Annotated in this window: 19 protein-coding genes; 10 read left to right on the top strand and 9 right to left on the bottom strand. The window is 71.1% G+C overall.

Annotated features, from left to right (window positions below; translation table 11 throughout):
* The first annotated feature begins 20 nt into the window (after positions 1-20).
* Positions 21-488: a hypothetical protein gene (locus tag VFZ92_RS18010; RefSeq protein ID WP_330877105.1), complete on the top strand. Its 468-nt coding sequence runs from the start codon at positions 21-23 to the stop codon at positions 486-488.
* A gap of 287 nt (positions 489-775) precedes the next feature.
* The gene (locus VFZ92_RS18005) at positions 776-1603 is read left to right on the top strand and encodes an AfsR/SARP family transcriptional regulator (RefSeq protein ID WP_330877104.1); all 828 of its coding nucleotides are present in this window, start codon (positions 776-778) and stop codon (positions 1601-1603) included.
* Here VFZ92_RS18005 and VFZ92_RS18000 read toward each other — a convergent pair.
* The 4 genes from VFZ92_RS18000 to VFZ92_RS17985 are packed head-to-tail and all read right to left on the bottom strand — an operon-like array spanning position 1566 to position 5798.
* Entirely contained in the window at positions 1566-3302 is a 1737-nt protein-coding gene (locus VFZ92_RS18000) for an aminotransferase class V-fold PLP-dependent enzyme (RefSeq protein WP_330877103.1), read from the bottom strand. The two genes, VFZ92_RS18005 and VFZ92_RS18000, sit on opposite strands and share 38 nt — an antisense overlap.
* Positions 3303-4061: an amino acid ABC transporter ATP-binding protein gene (locus VFZ92_RS17995; protein WP_330877102.1), complete on the bottom strand. Its 759-nt coding sequence runs from the start codon at positions 4059-4061 to the stop codon at positions 3303-3305.
* Entirely contained in the window at positions 4058-4888 is an 831-nt protein-coding gene (locus VFZ92_RS17990) for an amino acid ABC transporter permease (RefSeq protein ID WP_330877101.1), read from the bottom strand. Before VFZ92_RS17990 ends, VFZ92_RS17995 begins: the two co-directional genes overlap by 4 nt.
* A complete protein-coding gene (locus tag VFZ92_RS17985) occupies positions 4878-5798 on the bottom strand; it encodes an ABC transporter substrate-binding protein (RefSeq protein WP_414719928.1) in 921 nt (306 codons plus the stop codon). Before VFZ92_RS17985 ends, VFZ92_RS17990 begins: the two co-directional genes overlap by 11 nt.
* 140 nt (positions 5799-5938) lie before the next feature.
* Between VFZ92_RS17985 and trxA the strand changes: the two genes are divergently transcribed.
* The gene (trxA, locus tag VFZ92_RS17980) at positions 5939-6310 is read left to right on the top strand and encodes a thioredoxin (protein WP_330877100.1); all 372 of its coding nucleotides are present in this window, start codon (positions 5939-5941) and stop codon (positions 6308-6310) included.
* A 21-nt stretch (positions 6311-6331) separates the two neighbouring features.
* Here the strand turns inward: trxA and VFZ92_RS17975 are convergent, their stop codons facing one another.
* Positions 6332-7288 carry a YihY/virulence factor BrkB family protein gene (locus VFZ92_RS17975; protein WP_330877099.1) on the bottom strand — a complete coding sequence of 319 codons (957 nt, stop codon included), beginning with the start codon at positions 7286-7288 and terminating at the stop codon, positions 6332-6334.
* Between the two features lie 92 nt (positions 7289-7380).
* Between VFZ92_RS17975 and VFZ92_RS17970 the strand changes: the two genes are divergently transcribed.
* The 6 genes from VFZ92_RS17970 (at position 7381) to VFZ92_RS17945 (ending at position 11085) form a co-directional block, all read left to right on the top strand.
* Positions 7381-7779, top strand: coding sequence for a phage holin family protein (locus VFZ92_RS17970; protein WP_330877098.1), 399 nt, complete (start codon positions 7381-7383; stop codon positions 7777-7779).
* A complete protein-coding gene (locus VFZ92_RS17965) occupies positions 7776-8327 on the top strand; it encodes a DUF3618 domain-containing protein (RefSeq protein ID WP_330877097.1) in 552 nt (183 codons plus the stop codon). The genes VFZ92_RS17970 and VFZ92_RS17965 overlap by 4 nt, the downstream gene beginning before the upstream one ends.
* Positions 8327-8605 carry a DUF4235 domain-containing protein gene (locus tag VFZ92_RS17960; RefSeq protein WP_330877096.1) on the top strand — a complete coding sequence of 93 codons (279 nt, stop codon included), beginning with the start codon at positions 8327-8329 and terminating at the stop codon, positions 8603-8605. Before VFZ92_RS17965 ends, VFZ92_RS17960 begins: the two co-directional genes overlap by 1 nt.
* 233 nt (positions 8606-8838) lie before the next feature.
* On the top strand, positions 8839-9357 hold the full coding sequence (locus tag VFZ92_RS17955) for a VOC family protein (RefSeq protein ID WP_330877095.1): 519 nt from the start codon (positions 8839-8841) through the stop codon (positions 9355-9357).
* Between the two features lie 43 nt (positions 9358-9400).
* Complete coding sequence (locus VFZ92_RS17950) at positions 9401-10486, top strand: S-(hydroxymethyl)mycothiol dehydrogenase (RefSeq protein WP_330877094.1); 1086 nt, start codon at positions 9401-9403, stop codon at positions 10484-10486.
* Complete coding sequence (locus VFZ92_RS17945; protein ID WP_330877093.1) at positions 10486-11085, top strand: MBL fold metallo-hydrolase; 600 nt, start codon at positions 10486-10488, stop codon at positions 11083-11085. The genes VFZ92_RS17950 and VFZ92_RS17945 overlap by 1 nt, the downstream gene beginning before the upstream one ends.
* Positions 11086-11092: 7 nt before the next feature.
* Here VFZ92_RS17945 and VFZ92_RS17940 read toward each other — a convergent pair whose 3' ends face one another.
* A complete protein-coding gene (locus tag VFZ92_RS17940) occupies positions 11093-11860 on the bottom strand; it encodes an enoyl-CoA hydratase/isomerase family protein (protein ID WP_330877092.1) in 768 nt (255 codons plus the stop codon).
* Between the two features lie 370 nt (positions 11861-12230).
* Between VFZ92_RS17940 and VFZ92_RS17935 the strand changes: the two genes are divergently transcribed.
* On the top strand, positions 12231-12455 hold the full coding sequence (locus VFZ92_RS17935) for a hypothetical protein (protein WP_330877091.1): 225 nt from the start codon (positions 12231-12233) through the stop codon (positions 12453-12455).
* Here VFZ92_RS17935 and VFZ92_RS17930 read toward each other — a convergent pair.
* Genes VFZ92_RS17930 through VFZ92_RS17920 form a run of 3 tightly spaced genes read right to left on the bottom strand, consistent with a single transcriptional unit; the run spans position 12445 to position 14050 of the window.
* Positions 12445-13404, bottom strand: a complete 960-nt coding sequence (locus tag VFZ92_RS17930; protein ID WP_330877090.1) for an NAD(P)-dependent alcohol dehydrogenase — start codon at positions 13402-13404, stop codon at positions 12445-12447. The two genes, VFZ92_RS17935 and VFZ92_RS17930, sit on opposite strands and share 11 nt — an antisense overlap.
* Positions 13401-13628: a helix-turn-helix transcriptional regulator gene (locus VFZ92_RS17925; RefSeq protein WP_330877089.1), complete on the bottom strand. Its 228-nt coding sequence runs from the start codon at positions 13626-13628 to the stop codon at positions 13401-13403. The genes VFZ92_RS17930 and VFZ92_RS17925 overlap by 4 nt, the downstream gene beginning before the upstream one ends.
* Entirely contained in the window at positions 13622-14050 is a 429-nt protein-coding gene (locus VFZ92_RS17920; RefSeq protein WP_330877088.1) for a hypothetical protein, read from the bottom strand. Before VFZ92_RS17920 ends, VFZ92_RS17925 begins: the two co-directional genes overlap by 7 nt.
* Positions 14051-14097: the final 47 nt, after the last annotated feature.

Genomic DNA, 14097 nt, shown 5'->3' with positions numbered 1-14097 from the left:
ACTCGAAACGGAGAACCACAGTGCGAATTCGACAGCTCTACCCGATCCTGGCCGCCGGAGTCATCGTGCTGGGCGGTGTCGCGGGAGCGGGCAGCGCATCGGCGGCCTCCCCGTGCGTGATCGGTCCGGGCGTGACGCAGACGGACACCACCGTGCACGGCTCCGGCGGGAACGACACGATCGACTGCACGGGTGCCAGCCCCGGGAAGACCGTCTACGGCTACGGCGGCAACGACACCGTGACCGGAACGTCCTCGGCCGACACGATCCACGGCGGCGACGGCAACGACACGCTCACCGGCGGGGTGGGCGACGACATCCTCAACGGCGGCCTCGGGATCGACACCCTGTCCGGCTCCGCGGGCAACGACAGGCTCAGGGGCCCCGGCACCGACTCCGCCGAGGACACCCTCAACGGCGGTGTCGACACCGACTCCTGCGGCCCCGTCGGCGTGCCCCCGGACCTTCGCGACAGCTGCGAGTCGTAGCGCCCGCCCGCGCGAGGACGACCAGACCTCGGAAGGCGGATCCGCTCCGCCACCCCTTACCACGGGGTGGCGGAGCGGACCCCTGAACGAGTGGTTTGAACGGCGCGCACCCGACCACCACGCGTGCCGGATTCGAGAGCTGGCAAGGCTTTCGTGAACCGAGGTCGCCCACCACACCCAGGCTGGTAGCGTGATCGGAAGAGGCCATCAGGCGGTCCGGTCCCAGCAGGCTCCGACTTCGGCAGCGGGTGCGCAGGACGTGCGGGGCGAAGTCGAAGGGCTCTCCCGTGATCATCCTTTCGGATCTGCTCGACACCACACCGGTGTCGGCGCCGAACCCACCCACCGCGACGGGCTTGCGCGTCACCCTCCTCGACGGGTTCCAGCTCACCGGGAGCACCGGGGCCGTTCCCGTCTCCGGAGGAGCGGAGCGCCTGCTCGCGTTCACGGCGTTGCACCACCGAGCGGTGGGGAGGCTGCTCGTGGCGGGTTCGCTGTGGACGAACTCGTCCGAGGGGCACGCCTACGCCGCCCTGAGGTCGACGTTGATCCGGATGAACGACGCGGGCAGGCGGACGCTGCTGATCACCCCGTCGAGCCTGGAACTCGCCCCAGGGGTCACGGTCGACCTGCACGACGCGCGGGCGCTCGCCCACCGCCTGCTCGACGCGGGCCCGCACGCGGCGGCGGACCTGGGTGTGGAGGCGGTCGCCACCCTGTCGTCGGAGTTGCTCCCGCTCTGGTACGACGAGTGGGTCCTCGTCGAAGCCGAGGACTGGCGCCAACTCCGGCTCCACGCGCTGGAAGCGGTGGTGGACGGCCTGGTCGAGGCGAGGCGCTTCGGTGACGCCACGGCCGCGGCGGGCGCCGTGGTGCGGGCCGACCCGTTGCGGGAGAGCGCTCACGCGGCCCTCATCCGCGTCCACCTGGCGGAGGGCAACCAGTCCGAGGCGGTGCACGCGTTCACCCGGTTCAGCCGCCTCCTCCGCGCGAACCTGGGTCTGGCGCCCACTCCGGGGCTCCGCTCCCTGGTCGAGGGCCGTGCGGGGCCGGGCGTCGGAGCGCCCGGCCCCGTGCTCACCCGCCCGCCTTCGCGGTACCCCGGATCTCGTTGAGGTAGTTGTAGATCGTGTACCGGGTGACGTCCAGCGCCCCGGCCAGGTGGTCGACGGAGTCCTTGATGAGGAAGTACCCGGCGTCGTCCAGCACCCGCACCACGGTCGACTTGTGCACCTTCTTCATCAGCGGCACCGGCACGTCCACGTCGGCCACCGCGCGCTCGACCAGCAGGCGCTGCAACGTGTCCACGTCACCGGGGAACGTCTCCACCACCCGCTCGACGCGACCGGCGACGGCCTGGTCGCTGTTCACGCACAGGCACCCGACGGCCACGCCGTCCGAGTCTCGCAGGAACACCGTGGACGACCGGATCACCCGCCCGTCCGGCGCGTAGGTCTCGTAGTTCGTCAGGTCCTGGGTGGTCCCCCGGCGCACCAGACCCAGCAGCAGGTCGGTCATCGGTCCGCCGACCTCGCGCCCGGTCAGGTCACCGGCGATGGCCACGATCGAGTTGGGCAGCGCGCCGAGGTCGTGCAGCACGACCTCGGTCCCGGCCCCCAGCGCGGCGGCGAGGCTGTTGACGGTGGGCACCAGCGCGGCCAGCACGTCCGACCCGCCGGACACCTGCTCGACCGCGTGGGCGATCGGCGGCACCGGCCGCCGGACACCGCGCAGCGCGGCGGTGAACCGGGCGATCGTCTCCGGTGTCGTGGACGCGTGCGGGGTGATCCGCACGTGCTCCGGCCGCACGGTGGCGGTGACCCCGGCGTCGACCAGCGCCGCGCCGACGACGGAGGCGGGGTGCTCCGGCACGGTGAAGGCCAGGATCCCGGCGCGGCGGTCCCGCGCCGACACGACCTCGCCTCCCGCCGCGTGAACGGCCTCGGTCACCTCGTCCAACCGCTCCGCGATCCGGGCGCCGATGGCCTGCACGCCGCCGAGTTCCACCAGTTCCAGCGCGTGCCCCAGGGCACCGGCGGCGATCGGGCTGAGGTTCGTGATCGACCACCCGGCGGCTCCCTCGGCCACCGGGTGCACGTCGTCGTCGAACAGCCCGGCGTCCAACGCCCCGGTCCACCCGGACACCGTCGGGACCAGCCGCTCCAGCGCCCGGTCCGACAGCACCATGAACCCGGTGGACCACCCGGCGCGCAGCCACTTCTGCCCGCCGACGACGAGCACGTCGGCGACCTCCCACGGTTCGTCGACGACGCCGAAGCCCTGGATGCCGTCCACGACCAGCAGCCGGTCCCCGACCACCTCGCGCAGCGCGGCGAGATCGGCCCGGTAGCCGGTGCGGAAGTCCACCGCGCTCACCGACACGGCGGTGGTCTCCGGGGTCAGCGCGTCGCGCACGGCGGAGGGCGTCACCCAGCCGCGCGGAGGCCGCATCCACCGCACCTCGGCGCGGCAGGCCCGCTGCCACGGGTAGGTGTTGGCCGGGAACTCCGCCGCGGACACCACGACCTGACCGGTCACCCCGAGGGCGACCTGGAACAGGCCGGTGCTGGTGTTGGGCAGCAGCGTCACGTGGTCGGTGTCGCTGCGGCACAGCCGGGCCGCGGCCGCCTTGGCCCGCAGCTCCTGCCGCATCAGATCGTCCACAGTGGATGGACCGGCCGAGGCGGACGCCTCCAGCAACCGCGTGGAGGTGTCGACCACGGCGTGCGAGGGCGGCCCGAACCGCCCGAAGTCCAGGTACCCCTCCGGCTCGTGGAACTGGACCAGGTAGGAGGCGGGGAGCCGAGTAGTCACCTAGAGCACCTTTGCGAGGAACTGGCGCGTGCGTTGATGTCGCGGATTGTCCAACACCTCCCGAGCCGTCCCGGATTCGACGATCGCGCCGTCCACCATGAAGGCGACGTGGTCGGCGACCTCGCGGGCGAACCCCACCTCGTGGGTCACCACGATCATGGTCATCCCGTCGCGGGCCAGCGCCACCATCACGTCGAGCACCTCCCCCACCAGCTCGGGGTCCAGCGCCGAGGTCGGCTCGTCGAACAGCATGACCTTCGGCTTCATCGCCAGCGCACGGGCGATGGCGACCCGCTGCTGCTGCCCGCCGGACAGCTCGCGCGGGTACGCGCCGCCGCGGTCGCCGAGCCCGACGCGGGTCAGCAGCTCCAGCGCCTCCCGCTCGGCCTCCTTGCGCGGACGGCCCAGGACCTGGATCGGCCCCTCGGTCACGTTCTCCAGCGCGGTGCGGTGCGGGAACAGGTTGAACCGCTGGAACACCATGCCGATGTCCCGCCGCTGCGTGGCCACCTCGCGCTCGGGCAGCTCGTGCAGCTTCCCGCCCTTGAGCACGAACCCGACGGGGTGCCCCGCGACCCAGATCCGACCGGCGTCGATCGTCTCCAGGTGGTTCACGCACCGCAGGAACGTGCTCTTGCCCGCGCCGGACGGCCCGAGCAGGCACACGACCTGGCCCTCGTCGACGGTCAGGTCGACGCCCTTGAGGACCTCGGTGGACCCGTAGGACTTCCGCACCCCGTGCGCACGAACGAGAGTCACCGGACACCCTTCCCGTAGGCGCGTTCCAGGTAGTACTGCCCGACGTTGGCCACGCTCACCACGATCAGGTACCACAGGGCGGCGGCGATCAGCGTCTCCATGATCTCCAGGTTGCCCGAGGAGATCCGGTTGGCCGCGTGGATCAGCTCCAGGAACCCGATCACCGACGCCATCGACGTGCCCTTGAGCATGTTGATGAAGTTGTTGCCGGTGGGCGGGATGATCACCCGCATCGCCTGCGGCAGTACCACCCGCCGGAACGTCTTCCCCGGCGTCATGCCGATGGCCTTCGCGGCCTCGATCTGGCCGGGGTCGACGCTGTTCAGGCCCGCCCGGACGATCTCCGCCATGTACGCGCTCTCGTTGAGCCCCAGCCCCAGCAGCGCCGCCACGAACGCCGTGATGAGCACGTTCGTCGGCTCGTGCAGCAGGAACGCGTCGGTGAACGGCACCGGGACGGAGATGAACTCGAACACCAGCGCGAGGTTGAACCACAGCAGGATCTGGAGCAGCACCGGCAGGCCGCGGAACAGCCAGATGTAGCCCCAGGCGAACCAGCGGGCCACCGGGTTGGGCGACCGGCGCAGCAGCGCGAGCACCACGCCCAGCACGACCGCCCCGGCCTGGGCGCACACCGCGAGGACGACGGTGTTGACCAGACCGCTGATCATGATCTCGTGGGTGAAGAAGCCCGGCACGTCCTCGTAGAGGATCCGCGCGTCGGCCAGCGCGAACCCGAGCGCCGCGAGCAGCCCCAGGATCAGCGCCCCGACGACCCAGCGGCCCCAGTGCCGGATCGGGACGACCTGGAGGTCCTCACCCGCCATTGACGGTCACCTTCGCGATCGCGCCCTGGGCGACGTCCCACTCGGCCAGGATCTTGCCGTAGGTGCCGTCGTCCACCAGCGCCTGGAGCGCGGCCTGGACCGACTTGGTCAGCTCCGGGTTCGACTTGTTCACGCCGATGCCGTACGGCCCGCCGTTGATCGGGTCGGCCTTGACGACCTCGAAGTACTCACCCTTGCCCGCCGTCTGCGCCACGTACACGGCGGTCGGCAGGTCGTTGAGGATCGCGGCGACGCGGCCGGTGCGCAGCTGGTTCTGGTTCTGCGTGTCGCTGTCGGTCGAGGTCACGGTCACCTCGCCCTTGCCCGCGGCGACGCACTTCGTGCTCTGCTCCTTGGCGTAGGCCTCCTGGCTGGTGCCCAGGTTGACCGCGACGCCCTTGCCGCAGAGGTCGTCCGGCCCCTTGACGGAGCTGGGGTTGCCCTTCTGCACCATGATCGTGATGCCGGAGGTGAAGTAGTCGACGAAGTCGATCGCCTGCCGGCGCTCGGGGGTGTCGTTCATCGCCGCCATCGTCAGGTCGATCCGGCCGGACTGGAGGCTGGTGATCAGCGAGCTGAACGCCATGTCGCTGTACTCGACCTGGAGGCCGAGCTTCGCGGCGACGGCCTTGGCGAGGTCGACCTCGGAGCCCTTCGCCGTCTTGCCGTCCTCCGCGTAGAAGTTGTTCGGCGGGTTCTGGATGTTCGAGCCGATCCGCAGCTTGCCCGCGGACGCGATGGCGGGCGGCAGGCCCGCGGCGAGCGCGTCGTCCTTCTTCACGGACGAGACGATCGACTCGGTGGACGGCTGCGGCCCTCCGGACGCGGCCGGTGCGGCCCCGTCGTCGTTCCCGCAGGCCACCAGCGTGGACAGGACTAGGGCGGTAACGGCAAGCCTTCGGATCAGCACGGCGCCTCCAGGTGTGGTGGCGAAAAGCTACAACTCGTTGTTGAAGATGTCCACAGCGAGTTGAAATTCCCTGGGGAATCCTGGAGGTCGCCCGCGCGTTGGACGGGGCGCAAGGACTGCAAGTCGAGCTAGGAGGACGAATGGCCACGGTGGAGCTGACCACGAAGAACTTCGACGAGGTCGTCGGTGGTTCTGACATGGTCCTGGTGGACTTCTGGGCCTCGTGGTGCGGTCCGTGCCGCCAGTTCGCGCCGGTCTACGACAAGTCGTCCGAGAAGCACGGGGACATCGTCTTCGGCAAGGTCGACACGGAAGCCCAGCAGGAGCTGGCCGCCACGTTCCAGGTGCGGTCCATCCCGACCCTGATGATCGTCCGCGACGGGATCGTGCTCTACGCGCAGCCGGGCGCGCTGCCCGAGGCGGCGCTGGAGGACCTGATCGACCAGGCCCGCAAGGTCGACATGGACGAGGTGCGCAAGGAAGCCGAAGCGCAGCAGGGCGCGGCCGAGTAGCCGTGCGGGAGGCGGCCGGGTCTACGCCCGGTCGCCGTCCATCGCCCTGGTGTCACGGGGCGGGGCCACCGGGTCGTGCTCCGGCGACTGCCCCGCCTCGATCCGGCGACCCCGCTCCAGCTCGGCGTCGAGTTCCGCGCCGAGCAGCAGGGCCAGGTTCGAGATCCACAGCCACACCAGGAAGACGATCACGCCCGCGAGAGCGCCGTAGGTCTTGTTGTACGAGCTGAAGTTCGCGACGTAGAAGGCGAACCCCAGCGAGGCGATGATCCAGACGACGACCGCGAGCGCGCCGCCGGGGGTGATCCACAGGAAGCTCGGCTGGCGCACGTTGGGCGACGCCCAGAACAGCAGGCCGATCGCGAGGCTCGCGAGCACCAGGAGCACCGGCCACTTCGCGATGTCCCAGACCGTGACGGCGGTCGAGCCGAGTCCCAGGAACCGGCCCACCTCCTCGGCCACGCCGCCGCTGAGCCCGATGCCCGCCGCGGTGATCACCAGCAGCACCACCACGCCCAGGGTCAGGCCGAGCCGCAGCGGGATCACCTTCCAGAAGGGGCGCCCCTCCTCGACGTCGTAGATCGAGTTCGAGGCGCGCATGAACGCGCCGATGTACCCCGACGCCGACCACAGCGCGGCCAGCAGACCGATGACCGCCAGGGGACCCGCGAACGACTTCGTCCTCTGGAGCTCCTCGATCCCGCCGACGATGATGTCGCGCGCCTGCCCCGGACCGAGGCTGTTCACGCTGTCGACGAGCGACTGCGTCGCCGACGGACCCATCAGGCCCAGCGCGGCCGTGAGCACCAGCAGTCCGGGGAACAGCGACAGCACCCCGTAGTAGGTGAGCGCCGCCGCCCAGTCGGTGAGGTTGTCGCGGTTGAACTCCTTGACCGTCCGCTTGAGCACCTCCCACCACGATCGCTTCGGGAGGTCCGTTGGCGCGGCGGGCATCCGCTCTGTGGCCTTGTCGGTCATGGCCGGAGGGGTAACCACCGGACGGATTCACCACACCAGGTGGTTGACATCGGCGCATCGGGGTAACCGCCCTTCAGAGAGAGGAGGCGGTCATGGACAGCACAGTGCGTGAGGCGTCGACGGCGCAGCTCGTCGGCCGGCTGACGGAACAGGTCAGCAGGCTGGCCAGGGAAGAGATCAAGCTCGCGGTCGCGGAGGTGCAGGCCAAGGGCAAGAAGGTCGGCGTCGGTGCCGGGCTGTTCGGCGGCGCGGGCGTCCTCGCGTGGTTCGGCGTGATGTCCCTGATCGCCGGGCTCGTGCTCCTCCTGGCCACGGTGATGGCTCCGTGGCTGGCCGCCTTCGTCGTCGCGCTCGGCGTCTTCGCCGTCGCGGGGATCGTGGCGCTGATCGGCAAGAAGCAGATCGACAAGGGCACACCACCCGTTCCTGAACAGGCGATCGAGGGCGTGAAGCAGGACATCGCCACGGTAAGCGAGAGGGCACACCGATGAGCGGCCAGAAGGAAGTCCCCACCGACCCGGCGGAGTTGCGCGCCGACATCGAGAAGACGCGCAGGGAACTCGGCGACACCGTGGAAGCGTTGGCGCACAAGGCCGACGTGCCCGCGCGGGTGAAGGCCAAGGGTAGGGAGACCGCGGCGCAGGTCGGCGACAAGGCGGCCGAGACCGCGCAGCAGGTGAAGGTGAAGAGCAGGGAGGCCACCGCCAAGGCCGCCGAGACGGCCTCGCAGGTGGGTGACAGGGCCGCCGAGACCGCGCAGCAGGTGAAGGCCAAGGCCGCGACGGTCACCGCGCAGGCCGTGGACGCCATCCCGCCGCAGGTCCGCGTCAAGGCGGACGAGGCGAGGGCCAAGGCGTCCGAGGCCGCGGCGCACGTGGTCGACGCGATCCCGCCGCAGGTGAAGGCGAAGGCCGACCAGGCCGTGGGCGCGCTGCCCGAGCCCGTCGCCGCCCAGGCCCGCAAGCACCCGGTCGCCACGGCCGGGATCATCGCCGCGGTGCTGTTCGTGCTGTGGAAGCTCACCCGCGGGAGGGCGTGATGAACAAGATCCTCTACCGCCCGCTCGGCATGGCGGTGAGCGTGCTCGGCGGTGTGCTGGCGGGCAAGGCGTTCGGGCAGGTCTGGAAGCTCATCTCCGGGGACAGGGAAGCGCCGACCCCGACCCAGCAGGACCGGTCGTGGACCGAGGTGCTGCTCGCCGCGACCGTGCAGGGCGCGATCTTCGGGCTCGTCAAGGCCGCCATCGACCGCGGTGGCGCCACCGGGTACGACAAGCTGACCGGCGAGTGGCCCGGCGACAAGCGCGACATGGACTGACCGACCACACCACCACCACTGGGAGCGCCCGTTCCGCCTCGCGGAGCGGGCGCTCCTCGTCGTCCACGGGGAGTACCCGGTCGGACGTCTTGACAGGACGCCGCCGTGGGCGCAGGTTGTTGCGTGTGACGGAACGCTGTGCGTGCTGCGCAACGACCGATGACCGGGCAAGAAATTGAACGCGCAACTACCATTGCCGTTGGCAGCACCACCAGCGACCGGAGGAGCACCTCATGCCACAGCCAGAGGGCGCCGAACTCGACGCCGTCCGCGCCCGTCGGGACGAGCTGCGGACCAAGTACCTCACGCCGCTCGCCGACCGCGGGCCCTCGCCCACCAGGGGCGTGCACCACATCGCGCTGATCTGCCGCGACGTCGAGACGACGATCAAGTTCTACCAGGAGTTCCTCGGGTTCCCGCTGGTGGAGCTGGTGGAGAACCGCGACTACGCGGGCTCCAGCCACTTCTTCTTCGACATCGGCCACCGCAACCTGCTGGGGTTCTTCGACTTCCCCGGCCACGACCACCCCGACTTCAGCGAGACCATCGGCGCCGTGCAGCACCTGGCGCTGTCGGTGTCCGCGGAGCAGTTCGCCGCGGCGAAGGCCACCCTGGACGCCGAGGGCGTGGAGTACCTGGGTCCGGACCGCGGCGTGGACGACAGCCTGTACTTCCGCGACCCGAACGGCGTGGGCATCGAGTTCTACCGCGAGGACCTGGGTGTCTTCGACGGCGAACGCCTGGTTGACTGATCGACTTCAAGTACGACGACGTGCGGCGAAAACGGAGGACGACGTGGCGCAGGAAGTCAGCGGCGTGATCGCTCGGGGCAAGGGGCAGCAGGTCGAGTTGACGACCATCGTGATCCCCGACCCCGGCCCCGGCGAGGCGGTGGTGCGCGTGCAGGCCTGCGGTGTCTGCCACACCGACCTGCACTACCGCGAGGGCGGCATCAACGACGAGTTCCCGTTCCTGCTGGGCCACGAGGCCGCGGGCATCGTGGAGCAGGTCGGCGAGGGCGTCACGGAGGTCGAGCCCGGTGACTTCGTCGTGCTGAACTGGCGCGCGGTCTGCGGTTCGTGCCGGGCGTGCAAGCGCGGCAAGCCCTGGTACTGCTTCAACACCCACAACGCCGCCCAGCCGATGACGCTGGAGGACGGCACCGCGCTGTCCCCCGCGCTCGGCATCGGCGCGTTCGCGGAGAAGACCCTCGTGCACGCGGGCCAGTGCACCAAGGTCGACCCGACCGCACGCCCCGCCGCCGTCGGCCTGCTCGGCTGCGGCGTGATGGCGGGCATCGGCGCGGCCATGAACACCGGTGGCGTCGGCCGCGGCGACTCGGTCGCGATCATCGGCTGCGGCGGTGTGGGCGACGGCGCGGTGGCGGGTGCCAGGCTCGCGGGCGCGGCGAAGATCATCGCCGTGGACACCGACCCGCGGAAGCTGGAGTGGGCCAAGGGCTTCGGCGCCACGCACTTCGTCAACGCCCGCGAGGTGGACGCGGTCGAGGCCATCAAGGAGCTGACCGACGGCTTCGGCGCGGACGTCGTGATCGACGCCGTCGGCAGGCCGGAGACGTGGAAGCAGGCGTTCCACGCCCGCGACCTGGCGGGCACGGTCGTCCTGGTCGGCGTGCCGACGCCGGACATGAAGATCGAGATGCCGCTGATCGACTTCTTCGGCCACGGCGGCTCGCTCAAGTCGAGCTGGTACGGCGACTGCCTGCCCAGCCGCGACTTCCCGATGCTCGTCGACCTCTACCAGCAGGGCAGGCTCGACCTCGACGCGTTCGTCAGCGAGGAGATCCCGCTCGACGGCGTCGAGGCCGCGTTCGAGAAGATGCACAAGGGCGACGTCCTGCGCTCGGTGGTGGTCTTCTGATGCGGATCGACCACGGCGTCACCTCCGGCACCTTCTCGCTGGACGGCCAGACCTTCGACGTGGACAACAACGTCTGGGTGCTGGGCGACGACGAGGAGTGCGCGGTGATCGACGCGCCGCACGACGTGGACGCGATCCTCGAGGTGGTGAACGGCCGCGAGGTCGTCGCGATCCTGGCCACGCACGCGCACGACGACCACGTGCGGGTCGCCCCGGCGCTGTCCGAGGCGACCGGCGCCCCGGTGCTGCTGCACCCGGCGGACCGGGTCGTGTGGGACCTGACCCACCCGGACCGCGCCCCCGACGGCGACCTGGCCGACGGCCAGGTCATCACCGTCGGCGGCGGCGAGGTCCACGTGCTGCACACGCCCGGCCACGCGCCGGGCGCCGTGTGCTTCCACGTGCCGTCGCTGGGGGTCGTCTTCACCGGCGACACGCTGTTCCAGGGCGGTCCCGGCGCCACCGGTCGGTCCTATTCGGATTTCGACACCATCGTCGCGTCGATCAGGGCGCGCCTGCTGCCGCTGCCCCCGGAGACGATCGTCCACACCGGACACGGCGACAGCACGACGATCGCCGCCGAGACGGCGAACGTCTAGCGCGGCCCTAGAAGTTCGGCGCTCGCTTCTCCAGGAACGCCGCGACGCCCTCGGCGTACTCGGCGCTGTGCACGGCCTCCTCGTAGAGGGCGTGCACAGCGCCGTCCTCCTCGTGCTGGCCCTCGGTGATGAGGGTGACGATCGTCTTCGCCCCGCGCAGGCTCACCTGCGCCCGTGACGCGATCGTCCCGGCCAGCTCCCGCACCCGCGCCTGGAGCGCGCCGGGCTCGTGGACCTCGTTGACCAGCCCGATGCGCAGCGCCGTCGCCGCGTCGACCAGTTCGCCGCTGAACAGGATCTGCTTGGCCCACGACGGGCCGACCACGTCGACGAGCTGCTTGGTGGACGTGAAGTTGTAGACGATGCCGAGCTTGGCGGGTGTGATGCCGAACCGCGCACCCGACTCGGCGATCCGCACGTCGCACGCCAGGGCCAGCTCGCAGCCGCCGCCGACGCAGAACCCGGTGATCGCGGCGATCGTCGGCTTGCCGAGCCCCGCGATGGCCCTCTCCCCCGCGAGCACCGCCCGGTTGTACTTCGCCGCGCCCTCGGCGCCGTTGCGCAGCGTCGAGAACTCGCTGATGTCCGCGCCCGCCGAGAAGTTCTCCCCGCCCCGCAGGACCAGCACCCTGATCTCGTCGTCGTGCCGGACGAGGTCGAGCAGGCCGGGCAGCGCGGACCACATCTCGTAGCTCATCGCGTTGCGCTTGGCGGGCCGGTCGATCGTCAGGGTGGCGACGTGGCCGGCCGTGTCGAGGATCAGGTGCTCACTCACCAGCCGAGCCTACAAGCCGGGCGCGCCGCCCGATCCCCCTCGGCCGCGGCGGCCCGGAGCTGCGCTTTCCCCGCCGTCGGCCGACCCGGTCGGGGAGAGGTCGGCCGGTGGGCCGGGCGACGCGACCGTGCCGCCCCCGGAGGAGATCACCGCGCTGGTGCGGGCCGACCCGGTGGTGCGGCTGCCGGCTCGGTCGCCCGGTGGGACGCGGCGCGGGTGCGCGAGGTGATCGGCGACGGACGGGGCCGCACGTGGGCGCGGGCGCCACGCCGACCGCCGTGCCGAAGGCGGCCGGGTCGGCGTTCCCGGACGGCGTCCTGGTCGTCGCGCCGCGCTGACCGCGCTGTTCCCGGACCGGCCGGTCGTGGTGGTGCGCGGCCACCGGACCGAGCACCACGGCCCGCACGCGGCGGACTTCGCCGACGTGGTCGGCACGACCTCCTGCGCCCTGGCGGCCGACCGGATCGCCACCTGCGCCTACCCGCGGGCCACCGTGCCGCACGCGTACCTCGGCCGGGTCACCGACGTGCGGTGCGCGGGCCCGTTCGACGGAGTGCTGAGAGCGCGGTGCCGAGACCTGGCCCTCACACCGTGAGGACGGACTTGCCGGTGCTGTGCCCGAGTTCCAGGTACCGCACGGCGTCGGCGGCCCCGCTGAGCGGGAACGTCCGGTCGACGACCGGCTTCACGGTGCCCGCCGCCAGGAGGTCGGCGAGCAGTTCCAGGTCCGCCAGGGGCTGCGACGAGACGAGCGTGCACAGCCGCTGCCGGATGAACGGCGACAGGGCCAGCGCCCGGAGCTGGCGGTCGGTGCCCTGCAACAGCTTCCCGCCGCCCTCGCCGCCCACGATCACCAGCGTGCCGCTCGGTGTGAGCGCGCGCCGCAGCCGGGACAGCGGCCGGTTGCCCGCGATGTCGAGGATCAGGTCGAAGCCGCCCGCGAAGTCCTCGCGCGTGTAGTCGACGACGTGGTCCGCGCCCAGCGACCGGACCAGCTCGACCTTCCCGGTCGAGCACACGCCGGTGACCTCGGCCCCGAACACCGCGGCGAGCTGCACGGCGTACACCCCGATGCCACCGCCCGCACCGATGATCAGCACCCGCTGCCCCGCGGCGACCTTCCCCGTGTCGCGCAACGACTGGAGCGCCGTGCACGCCGACACCGGCACCGCCGCCGCCTGCTCGAACGACAGGTTGGCGGGCTTCGGCGCGAACCGGTCCTCACGGGCCACGGCGTACTCGGCGAACGCCCCGTCGCACGTCCCGAACACCTCGTCGCCGACGGCGAGGCGCGTCACGCCCGCCCCGACCTCCTCCACCACCCCGGCCACGTCCAGGCCCGGCACCTTCGCCTTCGGCCTCCGCAGCCCGGACACCAGCCGCACCGGGTACGGCAGCCCCCTGGTCAGGTGCCACACGCCGGGGTCGACGCCCGCCGCCCGCACCCGCAGGAGCACCTCGCCGTCACCCGCCGCGGGTCTGTCGACGTCCCGGAACCCCAGCACGTCGGCCGGTCCGTACTCGTCCTGCACGATCGCCTTCACGGCTTCTCCTCCTTGGTGTACTGGAACACGTCGTCGAGCGGAACGCCGAAGGCCTCGGCGATCTGGAAGGCCATCTCCAGCGAGGGCGAGTACCGCCCCTGCTCGATGGCGATCACGGTCTGCCTGCTGACCCCGATGGCGGTGGCCAGTTCGGCCTGCGTCATCTCCCCGTGCGCGAACCGCAGTGCCCTGATCGAGTTCGTGACCCGAGTCGCCCTCACCACGGCCAGAAGCCCCCGCGGTAGGCGGCGACCTTCGCCACGGACTCCGCCACGGCGGACAGCGCGAAGGCGAGGTAGAGGGCGTTCGCGATCCAGAACTGGTCGACGTCGAGCAGCGCCAGCACGAACGCCGCCGTCCCGCCGACGACGACCAGCGAGCGCCCCGAGTGCTCGCCGAACCGGGTGATCTCCCGGTCCCGCTGGTCCTTCACGTCGGCGTCCTCGGGCGAGAGCGTCGCGATGGCGGTGTGCAGCACGACGGTCGTCGCGATCGCGCCGCCGATGGTCCACAGCACCGGTCCGACGTAGGGCACGTCGACGAGCGGCCCGCCCTCCCAACGGCCCAGGACGACGGCGACGTAGACCGCGTAGGCGATCACCGTCACCGCCCCCATCATCCACGCGCGCTTTTCCTCGAAGGCCATGCCGAGAAAAGTAAAGCAAGGCTGACATCGTGTCAAACATGCTTTAC

The sequence above is a fragment of the Umezawaea sp. genome (genome assembly GCF_036375055.1).
Taxonomy (GTDB): Bacteria; Actinomycetota; Actinomycetes; order Mycobacteriales; family Pseudonocardiaceae; genus Umezawaea.
Note: the sequence above shows the minus strand (reverse complement) of the source record. Positions and strands in the feature narration are given on the sequence as shown.

Excerpts from the sequence above, each read along its gene's own strand:
- VFZ92_RS17990 (WP_330877101.1), bottom strand. The coding sequence starts at position 4,888 with ATGGCGGGTGAGGACCTCCAGGTCGTCCCGATCCGGCACTGGGGCCGC.
- trxA (WP_330877100.1), top strand. The coding sequence starts at position 5,939 with ATGGCCACGGTGGAGCTGACCACGAAGAACTTCGACGAGGTCGTCGGT.
- VFZ92_RS17975 (WP_330877099.1), bottom strand. The coding sequence starts at position 7,288 with ATGACCGACAAGGCCACAGAGCGGATGCCCGCCGCGCCAACGGACCTC.
- VFZ92_RS17970 (WP_330877098.1), top strand. The coding sequence starts at position 7,381 with ATGGACAGCACAGTGCGTGAGGCGTCGACGGCGCAGCTCGTCGGCCGG.
- VFZ92_RS17965 (WP_330877097.1), top strand. The coding sequence starts at position 7,776 with ATGAGCGGCCAGAAGGAAGTCCCCACCGACCCGGCGGAGTTGCGCGCC.
- VFZ92_RS17960 (WP_330877096.1), top strand. The coding sequence starts at position 8,327 with ATGAACAAGATCCTCTACCGCCCGCTCGGCATGGCGGTGAGCGTGCTC.
- VFZ92_RS17955 (WP_330877095.1), top strand. The coding sequence starts at position 8,839 with ATGCCACAGCCAGAGGGCGCCGAACTCGACGCCGTCCGCGCCCGTCGG.
- VFZ92_RS17945 (WP_330877093.1), top strand. The coding sequence starts at position 10,486 with ATGCGGATCGACCACGGCGTCACCTCCGGCACCTTCTCGCTGGACGGC.
- VFZ92_RS17920 (WP_330877088.1), bottom strand. The coding sequence starts at position 14,050 with ATGGCCTTCGAGGAAAAGCGCGCGTGGATGATGGGGGCGGTGACGGTG.